The sequence below is a fragment of the Pseudomonas viridiflava genome (genome assembly GCF_900602065.1).
GTDB lineage: Bacteria > Pseudomonadota > Gammaproteobacteria > Pseudomonadales > Pseudomonadaceae > Aquipseudomonas.
Map to the genome: position 1 here is coordinate 106,891 of NZ_UWFN01000328.1, position 18,628 is coordinate 125,518.

At 54.5% G+C, this 18,628-nt stretch carries 10 protein-coding genes; 3 read left to right on the forward strand and 7 right to left on the reverse strand.

Going from position 1 to position 18,628, the window contains the following annotated elements; translation table 11 throughout:
- Window positions 1-63: 63 nt before the first annotated feature.
- A complete protein-coding gene (locus EE949_RS29560; RefSeq protein WP_162874003.1) occupies window positions 64-699 on the forward strand; it encodes a hypothetical protein in 636 nt (211 codons plus the stop codon).
- 724 nt (window positions 700-1,423) lie between these two features.
- Here the strand turns inward: EE949_RS29560 and EE949_RS30375 are convergent.
- Window positions 1,424-1,651: a transposase gene (locus EE949_RS30375; protein ID WP_162874002.1), complete on the reverse strand. Its 228-nt coding sequence runs from the start codon at window positions 1,649-1,651 to the stop codon at window positions 1,424-1,426.
- A 286-nt stretch (window positions 1,652-1,937) separates the two neighbouring features.
- On the opposite strand from EE949_RS30375, the gene EE949_RS24860 reads away from it, so the two are divergent.
- Window positions 1,938-3,002, forward strand: a complete 1,065-nt coding sequence (locus tag EE949_RS24860; RefSeq protein ID WP_430735913.1) for a DNA cytosine methyltransferase — start codon at window positions 1,938-1,940, stop codon at window positions 3,000-3,002.
- On the opposite strand, the gene EE949_RS24865 is transcribed toward EE949_RS24860, so the two are convergent.
- The 6 genes from EE949_RS24865 to drmD all read right to left on the reverse strand — a co-directional run bounded on the left by EE949_RS24865 (window position 2,953) and on the right by drmD (window position 17,672).
- Window positions 2,953-3,381: a very short patch repair endonuclease gene (locus EE949_RS24865; RefSeq protein WP_275898973.1), complete on the reverse strand. Its 429-nt coding sequence runs from the start codon at window positions 3,379-3,381 to the stop codon at window positions 2,953-2,955. The two genes, EE949_RS24860 and EE949_RS24865, sit on opposite strands and share 50 nt — an antisense overlap.
- 56 nt (window positions 3,382-3,437) lie before the next feature.
- Window positions 3,438-4,202 carry a DISARM system phospholipase D-like protein DrmC gene (gene drmC / locus EE949_RS24870; RefSeq protein WP_122666874.1) on the reverse strand — a complete coding sequence of 255 codons (765 nt, stop codon included), beginning with the start codon at window positions 4,200-4,202 and terminating at the stop codon, window positions 3,438-3,440.
- A gap of 1 nt (window position 4,203) precedes the next feature.
- Window positions 4,204-6,060, reverse strand: a complete 1,857-nt coding sequence (gene drmB / locus EE949_RS24875; protein WP_122666728.1) for a DUF1998 domain-containing protein — start codon at window positions 6,058-6,060, stop codon at window positions 4,204-4,206.
- A gap of 2 nt (window positions 6,061-6,062) precedes the next feature.
- Window positions 6,063-10,091 (reverse strand): DISARM system helicase DrmA, encoded by a 4,029-nt coding sequence (gene drmA, locus EE949_RS24880; RefSeq protein WP_122666729.1) that lies wholly within the window; start codon window positions 10,089-10,091, stop codon window positions 6,063-6,065.
- Window positions 10,092-10,191: 100 nt separating this feature from the next.
- Window positions 10,192-14,550 carry an Eco57I restriction-modification methylase domain-containing protein gene (locus EE949_RS24885; protein ID WP_122666730.1) on the reverse strand — a complete coding sequence of 1,453 codons (4,359 nt, stop codon included), beginning with the start codon at window positions 14,548-14,550 and terminating at the stop codon, window positions 10,192-10,194.
- A complete protein-coding gene (gene drmD / locus EE949_RS24890; protein WP_122666731.1) occupies window positions 14,547-17,672 on the reverse strand; it encodes a DISARM system SNF2-like helicase DrmD in 3,126 nt (1,041 codons plus the stop codon). Before drmD ends, EE949_RS24885 begins: the two co-directional genes overlap by 4 nt.
- Window positions 17,673-18,019: 347 nt before the next feature.
- On the opposite strand from drmD, the gene EE949_RS24895 reads away from it, so the two are divergent.
- Window positions 18,020-18,628 (forward strand): deoxynucleoside kinase, encoded by a 609-nt coding sequence (locus EE949_RS24895; RefSeq protein WP_122666732.1) that lies wholly within the window; start codon window positions 18,020-18,022, stop codon window positions 18,626-18,628.

The window sequence follows — 18,628 nt, forward strand, 5'->3', positions numbered from 1 at the left end:
GAGGTAAATCCCTCGAATATGCATCCAGACTTCGCTGATTTTTAACTTTGCAAGGAAGGCCCCATGAAACGCTCAACGCTTGCCCTACTCCCTTTTTTGATGATTCTTGGCAGCACGGTAAAAGCTCAAGACGATGTAGCAGCGTGCTCTCTAATTCGGATAGATCAGTACTACGGGCTGAAAGAGTGGGATTGCCGCGTTCCAAACACTCCAGTCCGAATTAGCAACATCTACACGGATAAGGAAGGTCAGAAACGTGTAGAGAGCATCAGCAGCCAGCAAAATGCTATGTGTGATGACCATGGAGTTTGTTCAAATTCGGAAAACTTTGCGGGAAATTCACCAGCGGGAAGTTATCACTACACTTTCGGTTGGTATCTGGGTACGGACACTCAAGGTAATCCAGTGTCGTATAGGAGTGGAACAGGGCCGGGATTTGGCGGAAAACACTTTGCAGCTGCTGAGGAATCTAAAGATACTAAATCAGTTAAGACTCTTCCCGATGTAATTTGCATGCCGACTGCGAGTTTTAACTGCTCAATTGATGGCACAGAAATAGAAGATAAAGATCTACCTAAATATCTTCCGACATTAGAAGAACAAGACGTCAAAAACGCTGGCGGAAGCTGCCAAAGCATCCCGCTGTGTTACGACAAAAGCATGATTCTTCTGGGACTAAATAAAAAATATTTCAACTAGCCCAGTTTAAAAAAACCAAAACTATACTCAGCGCTTAATAACGTCTGCTTGGCAGCCGTTATTAAGCGCTGAGTGATTTTTTCTTACTATGATGCCGTCTTTATCGCTAAGGGTAGTTTAAAAGTAGTCATAGACTTCTGGTCTGACCTTGGACACAGCTGGTTTTGAAAGTGGCGAGTCGACCAAACCACTCAGATCCAGAATTTGATTTACTTTTTTAACCTCAGCAAGCATACCGCAGCGGCTATTACCCCAATTACAGGCGCACTGCTCTATAAATACTTGCGAGCCATCCAAGGTTGGACAACGCAAACAGAGTCATCTACTGCCCCGTGTTATTGACCAGGCACGCGGAAGCGCATCTCCACAATACTGAACTTGCGCTTGATCACCCGGAACAGGTGCTCGACCGCTGCTTTACCTACGTCTTGGCTTTCCACGTGTACCTGACTTTGTACAGAACGCTGCGTTTGCCCAGTTTCGAGTATGTGCTACAACGAACGGCAATCTGTCATATGACCTGGAGATCTACATGCTTGGAGGCTTTCTCCACGCCAGCATGGGCCTTCATATCGAAACTTCATTGATTGCCTTTTTTCACCTGATGCATTTCCGGATAGCGCCTGCCCCCCCTGGCACTTGGCCGAACCCGGTGCATGAGTCATGCGTGACTTTGAAACTACTGACCCAGCGCAGCGACAGGCCGCAATCATCCTAAAAGGTATTAATCATGCCCTGAACTCCTACCGCCCGTTCGTGCTTTCCAGCAGGAGATGAAGTTGAAGATAGTGATTTCATCGGAAATGCGCTCCAGACTCAGCCCCGCAAACTGACGCAGAATAGTGGTCTCGTAAAGTGCCTCTTCCATCGTTGGATCGCAGCAGCCCAACCAGTTCTGCATCAGATGAACACGCAGCATCGCCACCAGCGGATATAGAAGTCGAATTTCCACCAGCGGCCGGCGGGGTGAGCCAATTCAAATACCATCAAACGCCCCTCCACACTGAAGCTGAGCTTGACTCCAGCTGATCATTCGACATCGCCATTCAAAAATGCGAAACATATTCACGCATCAGTCAGCGCCTTGCCAAATCGCTAAATACGGAACAGTTCGGGCAATCAGCACAACGGCATTGTTTTGGAAAACGAAGCCCGCGAATGATGGCTATAGCAGATATCGTGCTCGATCTTTGCAAAGGTTCCAGCTAGAATACCTTCCGCTAGGAGGACCTATCCCAATGATTGATGCAGTTGACCTTTTCTGTGGCGCTGGTGGCCTCACCGCTGGTATGCGCAACACCGGCATTACCGTGCATGCAGGGTACGACATCGAAGGCCAATGTGCGTACGCTTATCAGGAGAATAACCAAGCTGCCTTTGTCAAAAAGGACGTGCAGGAAGTAACAGCAGAGGAGCTGCTTGCCTGGTATCGCCCGGACCGCTACAGGCTTCTAGCTGGCTGCGCGCCTTGCCAACCGTTCTCGACCTACAACCAAGGCAAAGATACTCGGAATGACCGTAAGTGGCCGCTTCTCTACCACTTCAGCCGCCTCATCGAAGAAACTGAGCCACACCTTGTAACCATGGAAAACGTTCCTGACGTCACAAAACACGAGGTGTACCACGACTTCGTACAAAGCCTCAGGGAGCAGGGTTACGAGATCTGGGACGGGCGAGTGGCTTGCGTCGAATACGGCTTGCCACAGCAACGACGTCGCCATGTTCTGCTCGCCTCCAAATTGGGAATGCCTATAAGCATCATCCCTCCCACGCATCTGGATGCCCCAGTCAATGTCGAGGACGTCATCGGTGCACTGCCTCGCCTAGCGGCCGGAGATTGCGACCCGAACGATCCACTTCACCGGGCAGCAACACTCACCCCGATCAACATGCGACGCATCATTCACTCAAGGCCGGGCGGCACCTGGAAAGATTGGCCGCCAGAGCTAGTCGCCAAATGCCATCGCAAAGCGAGCGGCAAAACGTATCCGAGCGTATACGGACGTATGCGCGCAGATCGCCCCAGCCCGACGATGACCACCCTCTGCTATGGTTTCGGGAATGGCCGTTTCGGCCACCCTGATCAGGCCCGCGCTCTATCACTGCGTGAAGCAGCGATCCTACAGTCCTTTCCTAGAAACTACGTGTTCATGGAGCCAGAGCGGATCACCTTCAAAGCCGTCGGCCGCATGATTGGCAACGCAGTTCCGGTGCGATTGGGAGAAGTGATCGGAGAAAGCCTGATGCAACACATCAGGGACTATGAGGCAGTTCGCCAAGCGGAAGATCGAATTCAAGCCTGAGGCGCACCTCCAGCGCCTCAAGGCTCTTAGTTTCACATTCCCACATCACCAGCACACGCCAGCCTAATTCTCGCAATTGAGCTTCCTTCCGCGCATCACGCTCTACATTCGCTTCGAACTTGGGTAGCCAATACTCCTGCCTACTTTTAGGGGTAGTCGCGTAGCGGCAGTCAGAATGTCGGTGCCAGAAACACCCATGTACGAAGACCACCGTCCGGAATTTCGGTAGGACTATGTCTGGCGAACCGGGGAGATCTCGGCGGTGCAGACGAAACCTAAACCCTAAAGCATGTAGTGTCTGACGAACGATGATCTCCGGTCTTGTGTGGGCACGCTTGACTGCCCGCATGATGTCGCTTCGCGACGCGCCTGAACCCACGTGTACCCTGCCTCATATCGACTAGATGCGTCAGCATCGCAAGTTGAATAAGCACATCACCCACCAACAGGAACTATTACCCCTGTTATCGCCAAGGCCTCCAAATGTCGATGAAGCTGCTCGGGTAATAGATCACCAGAGACCAAGACCCCAGCCTCCATGTTCTGATCCATTGCGTATCCGGTCAAATTGGCACTGGTGATGAAGCAATATGCCCCATCTGCCACTGCGACTTTCGCATGCACACTGCCATTAACGAACGCAGCATCTTTGTCTTTCCAGACATAGAACAGTGCATCTGGAACTATCTTCTGCAGTTTACCGATAGGGTCGATGCTAACCTTGCCACCTTGCGCACTCGAGAGCTCCATCAGGAACTGGATCTTTACACCTCGCTTTGCCGCTGATTTCAGAGCCTTGGCGATCGACTCAATGTCGTACGCAACATAACTCGTGACGAACAATCGCTGCTGAGCGGCATCAATTACCTGGATCAAAGCCTGCTCGGTTCGCCGAGCAGGAACGAGCCCGGTGGTCGGCCCAGTCCAAACGAGCTCGACCCTTTGCCGATTCTCCGCATGGCGAAATGCATGAGCTGCGGCCAAGAGCATTGCAGCCAGGGTCTCTCCACTTGAGGGTGACGCCTTCCAAGCACTGATCATCACCTTGAGCGCATTGCTCGCCTTTGCAGACAACACTCCAGCTCCAAGATCCCCAGCTTTAGTTGCGTCAATTCCCCTGACCTTGGTCGCCAAAGCGGCAATACGGTCAAAGGAGACGATGGAAACCAACTCGGATATCGCGATAAGTAATTCGCGCACCTCAAGCACCCTCAAAGAATGCCGCCTTGGCATTCTCAAAAGTAGGTACAACCATCGCTCGGTCCAGATAACGGTTGCCACACTCGCACGAGGTTTCCGCGACGAAGGAACATGCATGGCAAGCTGCTGCATGGAGACTCCGGTCTTTCTGCGGATCATGCTCAGCGCACAGTGGATCGGAGGAGCAAATACGCGCACGCCGCAAAGCCTGGACCAGTAGACGTTCCAGATTTTCTGGCTTACCCAGCTCGACCAAGCCGCCCAAGGTTCCATCAGAGTCCGCGGCTGCCGTGTAGATGATGAAGCCGCACTGATTACCCTCTTCACTCACTTCAGCATAGATCCGCTCTCTAATGCTGGCTGCGTTGTATCCGCACTCCAACGCCAGCTCTCGGATAAGCAGATGGGCCAAGGTATGCAGCATCACGTAGCGGGCACCTGGGTATCCGTCTTCTGGCGGACGTAGGTGTCGGGAGTTCCGCCAACCTTTATGTCCGCCTCGCAGACTCACATCAGCAGCCTGAACCTCGGCACCCTGCTCCCACTCGGCGATCGACTGCTCATCGAACTGAATGAAGATACCTTCGCCGTGTACCTGGTTGGCTGGCACCCAATCAGGCTTTGTGCGTGACAGCGGTGCTTGGATCGGTCCAGTTCCACTACCGCCAGAGTCGTCAGGCGCCTCGACTCGCGTAAAGCCGAGCAAAGCGTTGACCTCGCGCAAGCGCTTCAGCAGCAACACCCTGGAGATCTTGCCTTGAAAACCATTGGGAACGCCTACCGCCTCGGACATGAAGTGCGGATAATCATTCACCGGTGACTGTTCAATCAGCACTCGCCATTCAGGCCCTTTGATATCAGCCTCGGTGACACCCTCATCTCCACCGGAACGGTACGCCTCAATGGCAGCCCAGATAGCCTCCGCGGAATACTGATCGATTCCAGGCAACGAACCAGTCTTCTTCAACAACTTGATGGTCAGGAGCACCTCTTCTGGCTCATCCAGGTCACCAAAGAAACTCCAACCATCTTCTACCAACTGCGCCAGCCCGTCTTTCGCCTGAGGTATCGCCAATGCAGACAAAGAAGTAGGAAACCAGCTGTTGGTAGCCCCCAACAGCACAGCTCGAGGTTCCGCATCGCAATCCAGCTCGAACTGATCAAGATGAGGATGTCGACCCCGGCAACCTGGCAAATTCTCCTTACCAATCCGCCCGAACGCTTGGGCCATGTTACGCGCGGCACCGCAGGTATCGCACTTCACCCAAAGATTCTCGGTCTGAAGGGACGCACCGCTTTCGTAGAAACGCAATGTCCCTATGCAATCACGAGGGCCACTGTGGACGAACCACTGCCAAGGGAAGTCATCCAGGTGGCCATTCTTACAAGCCAAAAGGAAACGTGCCGGAACGGCATCGGCATCTTTCGCAGGTTGATCCCCTTTGGAGCCTCTGCAACCCTGATGAACGAAACGCGTCGCCTCTGGGCGGTACCGACTTTCCTTGAGCTCGAACAGACCACTGTCATAGGGAGACAGCAGCCCACACTTCACACAACGCAGCCACCGGGGGAAAGGACGAACCGGCACCCCAACATTCGCTTCTGCAGAAAAAGGATCGACGGAGTCGCCCTTAGTGAATGGCGGCATACGTAGCGATTCGACCTGAGGGCCAAGCACCTTCTGCACCGCTGCGAGCAAGCGATTTTCGATCAACGGCTGACAGCGGTCCTTCTCCCAGACGTCGATTCCTGAGGTTATGACCGACACGTTAGGCAAATCGATTAGGGCACCTGGGCCATAAGTCCACAGAAGCTGACTCGGTCGTACCGAGCCAACAGGGGTCTTTTCGTTTGCCATACTCATTCGTCCTTATCGGCCGCCGCAGGGCGAGGCTTCCATTGAATATCGTCTTTTATTTTTGCCGAGTTCATGACCAAACGAACTCCAGGTTCGACCTCACGCATCGACATTGGTACCGTCCAGTTATCCCAAGTCTGCGCCCCTGGTGCCTTGATCAAGGCAACAGTTCTGTCCTTATCTGGCCCCCGCTTCTCATATGCCAAAATACGGTTACCCTGCATTACTTCGTTCACCCACTGATCTGCACGCTGCTTGAGCATGTCCCCTGCGAGCTTCTTCGCAGGAGCTTCCGCAATGTTGTCGGCACGCGTTTCGAGCACCTTCATGGCATCCAGCATTTCGGCCTGATTCGGCTGTTTGAGGCTCTGTGCTCCGTCGTTCGGCGCGAACTCATCGCTCTTGGCGCGGATAAGTGAAAGCATCGCTCCAGTCAAACCGCGATCCATGGCTCGCGGGGAAAATGGTGTAACCGATTGCGCTTCAACATGCTTGTAAAAGGTCGCGTGATAATGTTCGAAGGTCTCATAGTGCGATAGGTCGCGAGGCCTGGCCCATGTCAGCACAGTGCATACCAAACCAGGGAATTGACGCCCCACACGACTCGTCGCCTGGATATATTCCGCAGTCCCTTTCGGCTGGCCATTGACTGCCATAATTCCCAGCCGGTTAACGTCGACCCCGACAGACAGCATGTTGGTGGCCAGTACAATATCGATGGCTCGAGAATCTCCTTCCTCCCAACGGGTTACGAACTTACCTTTAATAGGATCCCACTCGGACTTGAACATCACCTCGAGCTGGTCGAGATACTTTGGAATGTCCTGGTTGGAAACACGAGAAGTCAGCTCACGGATGTTCATAACGCTGCGCTGGGCCAGACCAGGCCGCTGCACCATGCTCATTTGTACGCGGTACGCACGAGTCTGCACGTCATCCTCGGCCAGACGCTTCATACCACCCAACTCGCGTAGCGAGTTGAAGTACCCCACCATGGTCATGAATGGATCAGCAGCCTTGCCGAAGCGATCGAACAGTGCCTGGGCAGCAGTCAGAGCGGCTGTGTAGACCCGGATCAGCATCGCTGGCCGCGAGCTACCTGGAGAACAAATGCCTAAATAACGTCTCCCTGGTTTTTGCTCGATGGGGCGCTGCACCGAGAAAAAGTTGTCCTCGACATCCAAGCCATGCGGCGGGAAAACCGAGACCTGGCGCATGAATACATTGTTGACCTGTTGCTGCGCCTTACGCACAGTAGCCGTGGAGGCGATCACCTTCGGGCGAATCGAATCGTCACCCAGCTGCCAGGTGCACAATTCATCGACCGTACTCTCATACAGCCCAACCATGGTCCCCAACGGCCCACTGATCAGGTGGAACTCGTCCTGGATAATCAGGTCCGGCGGCCTTACTGGAGCGATAGCTCTGACCGACGCCGCTGCTCTACCGGCTACAGCCCTATGGCCGGTATTGCACTCAGAGCCCGGCCAGAGTAAGCCATGACGGGAGCACTCCTTCGAGACACGACCGAACAGGTTCCGTACCTGTCCACGCCACGCCATCATGGCGAACTTGTCGACAGTGGCGATCATCATGGACGGTGGGCGACGATACATCTCCTCGTCTACGACCATAACCGGCAAGCCAGGATGCGCCAGCTTGCTTGAGCGGCCACGGGAGAAGTCGCAGACACTGAGCTTGTCGCCACAGTAAATTGTCGTCCGCCCAACGATCTTGTCGACCTCAATATCTCTGCTCGGATCAATCTCCGTTCCGCACCATGGACACCCTGTAAGCTGTGCCGGCGATGCCATACCAGTCGGATTTCGGCCAGGGGTACGAATGGCTTCGATAAACTTGTGGCTATCCTCGGTGGTGCCCGGCGTCACCTTATTGCCGACCCAAAGGCCAATGGTGAACGCGCTATTACCTAAGGAGTTATCACCCGCTGCAAGCGCTTCTCTGCGAATATGCTCCATCGCACAGATCAACGCAGTAGCCCGCTGAAACTGTTGCAGAGTCAGCAGACGCAGGGTGTAGCGCATAATCACAGCCAGACCGCGAGATGCGTCGTAGCCACCCATATTTCCTTGCAAGCGGCGAATCGCCATGGTGAAAGCAGCGACACCAAGATACGCCTCAGTCTTGCCACCACCGGTGGGGAACCAAAGCAGGTCGGCATAGGCCTGTAGAGGCTGAGTACGATCCGTATGTTTCGGATCGGCCAGTCCAGGCAAGGACAGCAGGAGGAAAGCCAATTGGAAGGGACGCCAAGAGCGGTTCTTCGAAATGTCGAACTCTTCCAGCTTGACAGTGCGACCACGCCGACGCTGCAAGGCGAACGCACTATGCACACGCTGGATGGCCATCGCACGGTTGGCGAAACGAAATGCCGCCAAGGCCTTGTCATCTGTTGCCAGCAGACTCACACCCTCGCGCAGTCGAATCAGGATCAACTCACATTGTCCCAGAGCCTCATCGGCCTGCTGAGCATAGCCAATGGCATCGGTATCAATACGTGCTCGCTGGTCTTTGATCCAGGCAGCATAATCCTCAGTCAGTATTCCGAGTGCAGCAACGAGCTCGCGAGTCTCCAGTTCCGCTAGATGTTTCATATCCAGCAATTCTTCGTCGACCAGCCGACGCATAGCCGGGCGATCTTGCGAATCCAAACCCGGCGTTTCGGTGACCGGCACTTCATATTGCGGCATCACCACAGTACGTAGTTCGACTGCCCTCGCTACATCAGCACCGGACAACGCATGCACTGCAACACCATGACCTACCGCGAACTCGACTCGGTCGCGATAGATCATTTCCAGCGCCAGGCGCTCTCGCAAGTCGTCATCGTCCGCAGCGCCAACATTCGCTTCGAGGGCAGGACGACGGCGGAATATATCTTTCACCGAACCTACCTCATTGGCCCGCACGAGGATTTCCGGCTGGAACACCCAGGCTGTATCACGATTTTCCGGAGGCTCTTTCTGACCATTGACCAGAAACAGCGTAACCAAACGTTCTCCCTTCTCGTTTGGTGATCGCACCGTGCCCTGGATACGTACTTCCGGGCATGCAGCGTCCGGAACAACGGGGGAGATCACGCCATCGTTCAGTGCCAGCAGGAAGGCTCCACCAGAGGGTTTTCGCCGCCATACTTTGGCTTTGAGAACTTGCTCAATGGTCTTGATCACCCGGCCTTCGGTATCACGGAGCGCCTTCTTGACTACCTTTGCATGCACGGGATCATCAGAATTGAACCGCTCATAGCGGCCCCAGCTCGCCACGACCTCAAGACTTTCCGCATTGCTATCGATGCAGAAGGTGAACCCTAAACTAGAAGGTGCTAGCGATTGGTTCGAAGCAGTGTCCACTTCTTCTTCGGCTTCGGAATCACCGCCACCCGATTTCGGGGGAGAGTCGACTTTGTTCGACTGGGCCTTCGGTTCCAAGTCAGTAGGCTCGTCCTCCTCATTCGTCTCAGGAGGGGCTACATCCTCACCACGCTCGGCGTTTTCCATCGGCGCAAGCTTGCCGACAAGATAACGATCGCGGACGCTCATATCGACAATGAGCTCTTCCGGTCCACCGGCCGGCCCCAAAAGATCGTCCATGATGGCGCACTGCAGTAATTCGCGAACGTAAGCCTCGTTCTCGATCAGAGGTATCTCGGCAAGGGTGATGCCGAGGGCACGCGGAATAGCCTCAGCGAACTCGGTCCAAGGAGCTCGCACGACGCAACCAGTGATCGGAGGTAACAAACCAGTGCTGCCGACCCCGACTGCAGACTCGATAGTTTTGGCCTTGTCGAAGTATAACGAGGTGCCAACCGCATCGACTCGGATGCGCAGTACACGACCGATACGCACGATGCCACCAGCAGGGTTCAGAACCAGCACCCAAGCTCCCTCATGCAACGCGAGATGGCGTCCCTTCAGATAGACTCCCTTGTCGGCCAGGCGAGCATCATGCGCCAAACCACGATCAACGACGATCCAAGCCTCATAGCTACTCTCGTCCTTTCGCTCTTCCATGCTCACGCCTCAAGTTCTACTTCATCAATCTTCGATTCATCTCCGACACTCACGTCCGAAGCTCTACAACGACATAGTTCGACAGCGTAGCGTTGCTCCGTCAATTTTCATCTCCCGAACACCGATAACGCATACCACGTCGCTCACCTTGCCGCTCGACCAGACCGCGTGAAATCAGGTCATTAATCGCTGCATTCCATTGACCATCTGAAATACTGGCTGCCGTGATGATTTCGAGCTTGGCCAGCCAAGTTAATTGCCCACGCAAACACTTAAGTATGGCCTCAGTAGCACACTCTTTATCAATTTCTGAACGCACTGTAGTGACGGAGTCACCGAAATCTAAACCCCGTTGAGCGGTCGGCTCATTTCGGATACGGATAGCACGTGGGGCGCGGGGCGCAGTGGTACTCTCACGCAGGGCTATTTCCTCTTCGTAGCATTGCCGGTTTAGCTCTGAGAGGCGGCTTAGTATCTCAATGCGCGCTGCCTCGGAGACGGTGAAGCGCGTGCGGTCGTTTACGGGGAGGTAAGCGACCGCATGAAATCCATGCTCAAGATTTAAATCTTCCCAGCCGTAAGCTCGCGCAACAGCGAAATCAATATGCTGATGAAGGTCCCGCAATGCTGAGATTTTTGGATCTTGCTCAAGGGGATCATGGTACCGGTTGTACAGCTTAGTGAGACCACCCGAAATTTCCTTGCATAACTGGCGGCGCTTCACGTGAAGCGCGACCCCAAACTCTTGCAAAATCCTTACGTGCTCACCGGTTAGATTCGGGAATACAAATGTTTCAAGCAAGTCAGTCTGAGAATAACGCAACCCCACAACGCCGACCCCTCGCGTAGATCGGTAATTCCACGCCCACGCGTGATGAAACACTGAGTCTAATATTGCCTGCCAACTTAGATCTGGAGCTGCGACCACAACAACCTGATCTGACGCAATAAACCCTTCTTCCAACTGCGAGAAGGTCAAGAACTTTGATAACCGAGCAGTGCCTAATGGAATTGCTGTTTTTTGGCCTTGTAACCAGCCGTCCGGGTGACGCTCAAACAGATCACCCCGCCCCACTGCATGGTAAAGCGCAGGCCTTTTATCTGCGTATTGCCACCACCGCTCAGGCAGAGGCTTTCTAAGTGAAAAGTCCCCTTGTTCATTAACACGCTGGCGCTCGGGCTTAACTTTTTCAAGTATCCACTCGTAAGGGAGAGAATAAGTTTTCGCACGTTCTTCAGGCCAATCCCAAAAATTTATAACCCATCGACTGGGCTGCTGCTCAGTGTCGGAGTTCAGATCATCGCCGTTCAAGTAAGGAAAAATGACCTTTGAGTTGTTCTGGTCAGCTTCAAGCATGTGCAGCGCATCGCTACTTTTTAGAACAAACCCCATGCCCAGGACATAAGATCCAACAAATGCCTTGCCTTCGTTTATTTTCAGACGTTTCGGACTCCATTCCTCCCTGCCCGAGAGAAATGCCGAAATGTAGGTGGCCGGTTTACCAAGCAAAGTACGAGATCCGAGCCATCCCCCCTTAATTACATGCACGCGACTGGTCACTACCGCTGCTGCACCAGGCCAGGGTTCGTTAGGCCATGCGGCGTGAATTGTCGCTCCACTTTGGACAAGAGCCTCTAGCCCAATTTTCCGAGTATCACCCTCCGCAATAGTGTTAACGGCCAGCAATCCAAAGGAGCCCCCCTTCCTAAGGATGGCGTATGCCCGAAGGAAGAAATAGGCGACCAAATCTGCAGATCCGATTCTTCCCCCTGCAATCAACTGAACGAGCCAGTCTCTATAGAGTGCTCCAAAAACACCTGAAATACGCTTTCCGCCTAAAAAAGGAGGATTTCCTACAATTGCATTGAATCCACCATCCGCACTACGAAATACTTCTGGAAACTCTAGAGGCCAATGAAAGGGGGCGCGTATGGTACCTGCTGGCAAGTCAACAGAAAGAGATTGAGCCGCACGATCGACGAGCGCCTCAACAGGGGCTATATCACCATTAATGGCCTGAGCTGCCTGAATCGCCAGAGATGAAAGCTTATTCTCTTGGGCAGCTCCGCTGATGTTATTTGCAAAAATCTCTCCAATAAAAGCATCAGCGATTCGCTCAGGCACCTCAAGTTGGCGGCGGGCATCCGTATCCAGCTGTGCCATTGCTTCGACATTATGAATATCGCGTATCGGTATCTCGCGTAGTTGTAGTCTCCTCTCTATGGCTTCGTGTACCGCCTGCTCAATGTTCTTACCGAACAGGCGCTGCTGTCCCTTGCCATTGGGAATCATGCTCAGTTCGGTTAGTTGATCCAACTGGTGGATACCCAGCAGACTATCGCCACATTTGAGGTTATGGTCGAGGAAACCAAAAGGCCGGTCTTTGGCCAGTGTCACCAACCAGATAGAGAGTTTGGCTAGTTCCACCGCCAAGGGGTTCAGATCTACGCCGTAAAGGCAACGCTCGGCGACCAGGCGACGAGCGATTACCAACCTATCTTCGGGATTTGCAGGTATGCCTTCTAGAGCAGCAAGGTCATCCACGGCCACACCTTCGCTGGTGATATGCCGGCCGGCGCCCTCCTCCTCAAACCAGGCTTCGACGATCCGCTCGGCGAGCCAGCGGCAGACCTGTACCAAAAATGCCCCCGACCCCATGGCCGGATCGCAGATTTTAAGATCCAGTAGTTCCGTCGCCGACTTCAGACTCCATTGCTCGCGCGGCATACCTTCGGCGGGGCCTATATACGCGACCGGCTCAAGAGTGGTCTCGACGATGCATTCGGTCAGGGACTTGGGCGTGTAGTGAGTCCCGGTCTCGCGGCGGTCACTACCCGTGGTGACAATGAAGGCACCTTCTGGGTAGATCAGCGGATAGCCCCAAGGATCGGTGCGCAGCAGATTAAGGAACGGCAAAGCACGATCACGCAGCTCTTCGTCTCCAGCGCAGGCTGTGAGCAGGCGGTTGGCCTGGGCGGCATCAACCTGGTGCTCAAGATCCTTACGGATTGCCCCTGCGCCCCGCTTGATCGCATCGGCACCGGAAAGCGCATTGGTCAACGCCCCGTCACCCCGAAGGTGCAGCGCTTCGAGTTCCTCCAACCCATAGAGGGTCTTCTTCGCACCCTTTCCACCCTTTAGTTCGATAGTTATCCGCTCTGTGCGAGAGACGGTGCGCTCCAGTAGGCCTTCGTAGACGTAACCGATCTGCTCGACGTCCAACGCACGGTAAGACAGGGTGCGGCCTTCGTACTGCTGGATCGCCTCCAGCAAGAGCAGCACGGTACGGTTGTCGATAGGCAGCGGTCGAGCATCATTGAGTTTCCATTTGGAACCTTTGGCCCTACCTTCGAGGAATGGGAAACGATCGGGATCGAACAGCGAGCCACCTAAGGCTGGCAGACGCAGAGTTTCATGCTCAATGCCGCCGTATACCGCACGGAAGGTCGCCAGCAACCGTGACCAGGCATCATTGCGCCGCTCCAGGACCTCCTCGGTTTCCTGGCGCAGTTGCATACGCAGAGTGGAGATAGCGTAGTTGCTCTCGTACGCCTCCTCCCCCATCAGCAAGAGTCCACGCTCCTCTGCCGAGAGGATGAACACCAGACGCATCATGATGGTCAAGCCTGCTTCGTAGAGCTCGGTCGGTTCGACACCTTTCAGCAGTGCCCGCGAGCGCTCGCGGTCTTCTTTGTCCAGCGCCTGGATCAGCACCTCGACTGCTCGACGGACCTGCTCCCCCAGGGCATCGGTGACTTCTTCCTGGTGCTGAAGGGAGTCATCCAACATTGAGGGCAAGGTCTCATCGTCCGGACCGAAAAAGCGTCTGATACCCAGCAAAGTTAGGAAGGCCTGCAGCGTTAGCCGCTCCTGCCCCCAGAGGCGTGCATACCAACTGGCGAAAGTCGATACCGCTCCAACGGGAGCATCGACCAGCATCCAGCGCTCGCCATCGGTGACTAGGCCGAGGCGGCAGCCGCTGGCCCGGCAGAGCCGCTCCATGCGCTCAGCTGGGCTGGCGATCCAGCCATCGATTTTCAGGGCAGTTTGAAGATCCGTTCCTGCTGGGTATATCTGGACTAGCAGCTGACTTTTATCCCCCGAGACCAGCGCATAGTCAGGCACCAAGGTGACACCATGCTCAGGCAGAGTTACACGTAGTTCCGCAGGTATACGCTCACCACGAAGGAGATACTCACCGCTATCGGACTCGTCGTACTCCAGGCCACGGGCGAGCACTTCGTGAATCCAAGCTCGGTGCAGTTCGGCGAACCTAGGATCATCGTTGTCACGAGCCTCGCACCATTCGTCATAGGCCTGACACAGATATTGGCGAATACGCGGCTCGGCTGCCGGCAGACCGGTAGAGAAGACACGCTTCAGTACGGGCGTGGCGAGAAAAGGACCAGAGACCTCGATCAGCGACAACCATTCATCGTGGATATCGAGGGGTTTCATTGGCGGGCTCCCTGTACGAATGATGCGGGCACGATGAAAATGACGGCGACCGGGAAGGTGCGATCCTGTGGTTCTGCATAGCGTGCTTCGATGGCACTGGTTTCCTGCTCCCGCTCGCCTGGAATACGCGCAAGACGTGCCTGCAAGGCCGAATTGTCTCGGCGGACTTGGGTGCGCTCATCTTCACTGAACAAGGAAAACTGCTCAGGCAGCTCGTCCTTACCTAGCTCTTTGCGTATGGCGCTATCCAGTTCGTCAAGCACCGCACGAATATCTTCCGTTTCTTTATGCTTACGGGTTTCCAGAGTGCTGCCCAGATGCTCAAGGCGGTTGCGTGAGCGCGTCTTGAGGGTTTGCTGGATGGCTTCTTCGGCAGCGGCGAAACGAGAGCGCAATGTGTCGAACGTCACAGCATCAAGTAGACACGGCTGCGCTTCGCCCAGCCAAGATTGCACCCGAGTGACGCCATCCTCGCGCTTGAAGCCTTGCTCGCGCAGATAGCCGCCAGATACAGTCAGCTCTTCATGCAGGCGATGATGGTTACCCCCCGTGATCACCAAGCGTGACACAACCACGACAGCCGGGACCTCGAGACGATCGTCAGGCAACACTCGCACCGTCACACGGTGCAACCGCTTGTTGTCCTCCTGAGCCCAGACCTCGGCGCGGAGCAAACGCAAGCACATCTGTACCAAGCGATGATTTAGATGGATGAGCACCAGATCATCTCGTCCCTTGGCGACTTCATGGTCGAAGGTCACTGGGCGGGTCTTACCGGTAAAGGGATGTTCAAGCCCTTCGCGGCAACGCTCCCAAGCACCTCCCAGCGGTGGCAGTTCGAAGATGCTCCCCGGAGCGATACCTTCCACAGTCAAGGGCTTGAGAGCTGGCTTCTCGGCCAGCGCCAAGCCAGTCTCGACTGCTTTCAGGATGTGCTCGGGTGACAGATGAAAATCCTCCCGCGTCTCGACTAGGCGCTCATGCAGCTTGGCCACTCGATTGGTAAGGTCTTTTTCGGTACGGACGAAACGACGAGCCTGGGCGATCTTCGCGTCCGCCAGGCGGGTATCCAGATCGCGCAGAGATCCTTCGATAAGCCCGGACATCTGCGGTGCTATCACTGGGTTCACACTGCCCATATCGGCGCGCATGGAGTCAAGCTTGCGCAGCGCACGAAGGATGTCTTCCTTGTGACCACCGACAGCCCCTTCGTCCTCGCGAGCATCGACCGGGTGCCAGATCAACACCTCTTTTTCGCGTTGACCGTGACGGTCGATACGACCATTACGTTGCTCCATAACGTTGGGGTTGTACGGGATTTCCAGATGGATGAGGTAGTTGCAGTGATTCTGCAGGTCAATACCTTCGGAAGCAGCATCGGTCGCCAGCAGAATTCGCACGGGGGAAATATCCGGAGCAGCCTGAAATGCAGCCTTCACTTGCTCTCGATCTTCATGATCCATGCCGCCGTGCAGGATCATCAGGCGATCCCCACCCAAATCATGAGTCGCCAAAATCTGGTGCAACCAGTCGAGCGTGGTGCGGTACTCGGTGAAGAAAATCACGCGCTTGCCGTTCCAAACTCCATCGGTCTTGAGATACCGATTGATCCAGGCGAGCAGAGCTTTGGCCTTGGAGTCGGTCTGATTCATCGCTTGCTGAGCCCAATGCCTGAGTTCGTCGAGCAGGATGCGCTCTTCCGCGTTCAAGGAACGCGAGTGGCGCGTGGCTTCCTCGACGGCCTCTTGCTGCGCAACTTCGACATCCGCGTCGTTGGCGTAATCCTCTTCAGCACGCTGAATAGCCTTGAGCAAGATGCGCTCGGACAAGTCCGTCCGTGCCTTGCCGCTTCCGCCGTTCTCCAAAGTTGCGACATGTTTTTCAAGGGTCGACGCGAAGGCAGCTGGCGATGAGAACAAGCGCTTGCGCAGCAGCTGATTGACGAAGGAGGCTCCTGTCACGCCGCCCGATTCTTCATCCACAGTCTCCCGGCTGGCACAGAACTCTTGCAGCTTGCGGTGGATCTCTCTTTCTTTGGTGGTGTAGCTGACAGGCAATGCTTCCAGCTTGCGCTGGGCGTAGATCAGTTGCCCATCTTTGTCGGTAATTTCACTCTTGAGGCGGCGAATCATCACCTGGGACAGCTGTTTCTCTTCCGGGATGATGTTACGTGCGAAGCGCTGGTCATCAAGCAGTTCCAGCAACGAAGTGAAGGACTCGGTGTAGCCGTTGTGCGGCGTTGCGGTCAGAAACAGGTGGTGCTGAAAATGCGGGGCAATGGTGCGAATTAAACGAGTGCGCTGACTCTCGATGGCGTATTGCGCACTCGCTGCCGGCGCGACGTTGTGCGCCTCGTCGACAACCAGCATGTCGAACTTGCGTGGGTAGCTGACATGTGCCGGCAAAATATCGCGGAACGCACGCAGACCATCCCCTGCTTTGGCCCAATCCATTGACGTGATCAGGCGCGGGAACGAGGACCATGGATTGGCATGAATTCCGCGTTCACGTCGCATCTCCTTAATGTAAGTACCGTCGACGATGCGGAACTCTAAGCCGAACTTTTCCATCATCTCCACGCGCCACTTCTCTTGCAGCGACGCGGGACAAACGATCAATACACTACGAATACGATGGCGCAACAGCATTTCCTGGATGACCAGACCTGCTTCGATCGTCTTGCCGAGACCCACGTCATCGGCAATCAGCAAGTTGACGCGAGCCATGTCGATCGCGCGCACCAGAGGATCCAACTGGAAGTCCTGAAGGCTCACACCGCTACGAAACGGTGCCTGGAGAAAACCGCGATCGGCATTAGTAGCGGCTCCCCAGCGCACGGCATCGAGAAACGCTTCTAGCGTATTCGAATCGTCCTGCCCAGTGATTGCAGGCAAACCAGCACGTTCGATGACGTGCGCCCCCGGCTCGATTTCCCAGATGACCTGGAGCTCTTCGCCCAAAGCATCTTCATCAATGGAGGACAGAGTGATGGCGTTCTGTTGCACGATGCCCAATTTGGAAGCACTGACCTCCGCGACAACCCACTGCCGACGCCTGACCTCAACGAGCTGGCCTGGCTCCGGCAGACCGCAATGGCTGATGCTTTCTACAGGTTCGAGCATTCTAACTCCTCATACAGCGCTGCTGATTCAGCATCGCCGCGGAAAATCGCAAAACTCAGCTCAGATGAGCAACAAAGTCATCACGTTGGACATGATCAATTTTTAATGGAACACATTTTTTCAGGCTGAAGAATCGGCCTCACCCCGAGGAATGCAGCCCTCTGCAGGGCCCACCAATAGTGGCATTATGGATGATTTGTGATGAGGACTGTAAAGGAAGGGGCCATGCTTTATTATTCTGCTGCAAGCGTGGACTGTTCAGCCTGTCTCAATGCATGGCTCCGCACGCGACAAGTCATACCTGAAATGCGTTGAGAGAAAAAACTGAAATTCACTAAGGATTATTGATGATCACCTTAGCCCCCAAAGCGACGCCCCAGCACCTTTCGGGGCGCAGGATTGAAATCCTCGGAGTATTTGGCTCCGGAAAGACAACGCTTGCTAGACGGCTCATCACTGACGTCCAACTGCTACTGGCCGAACAACATGAACAAAACCCATTTTGGGGCACTGAGCGTCCGAACCAAATTCTGGGTTATCTTGCTTACGATCTTTCTTTTTTGATGCAGCATGCACATTTGGTAGCAAGTGCAACTGCTGAAGAAATCTATTTTTGTGATTGGTCTTTTAAGTCCGATCGGATTTGGGCGTCAATGCGGCTGGATAGTGATTTTTCCGCATACGACGCCGTATATCAAATCATTCAACAACGGCTTCCTTCACCTCTCGGATATCTTTATCTCAAACAACCAGCTGAAGTAATCGTACAGCGTCTTGGAGTACGCGGGAGGATTCCAGAGCAAAGCTTCATCGATTATGTACAAGCGGCTGTAGAAGAAATGGAAAAATTTATCTGCACTATGCCAACCGCTCAAGTACTAGAGGTCGCAGATGATACCCCGCTTAATGAGATTTTGGCCTGGCTCGAAAAATCCAGCGAAAACAAGGAGGTATGA

Coding starts and splice junctions, on each gene's coding strand:
- EE949_RS24885 (WP_122666730.1), bottom strand. CDS start 14,550: ATGAAACCCCTCGATATCCACGATGAATGGTTGTCGCTGATCGAGGTC.
- EE949_RS29560 (WP_162874003.1), top strand. CDS start 64: ATGAAACGCTCAACGCTTGCCCTACTCCCTTTTTTGATGATTCTTGGC.
- drmA (WP_122666729.1), bottom strand. CDS start 10,091: ATGGAAGAGCGAAAGGACGAGAGTAGCTATGAGGCTTGGATCGTCGTT.
- drmB (WP_122666728.1), bottom strand. CDS start 6,060: ATGGCAAACGAAAAGACCCCTGTTGGCTCGGTACGACCGAGTCAGCTT.
- drmD (WP_122666731.1), bottom strand. CDS start 17,672: ATGCTCGAACCTGTAGAAAGCATCAGCCATTGCGGTCTGCCGGAGCCA.
- EE949_RS24860 (WP_430735913.1), top strand. CDS start 1,938: ATGATTGATGCAGTTGACCTTTTCTGTGGCGCTGGTGGCCTCACCGCT.
- EE949_RS24895 (WP_122666732.1), top strand. CDS start 18,020: ATGATCACCTTAGCCCCCAAAGCGACGCCCCAGCACCTTTCGGGGCGC.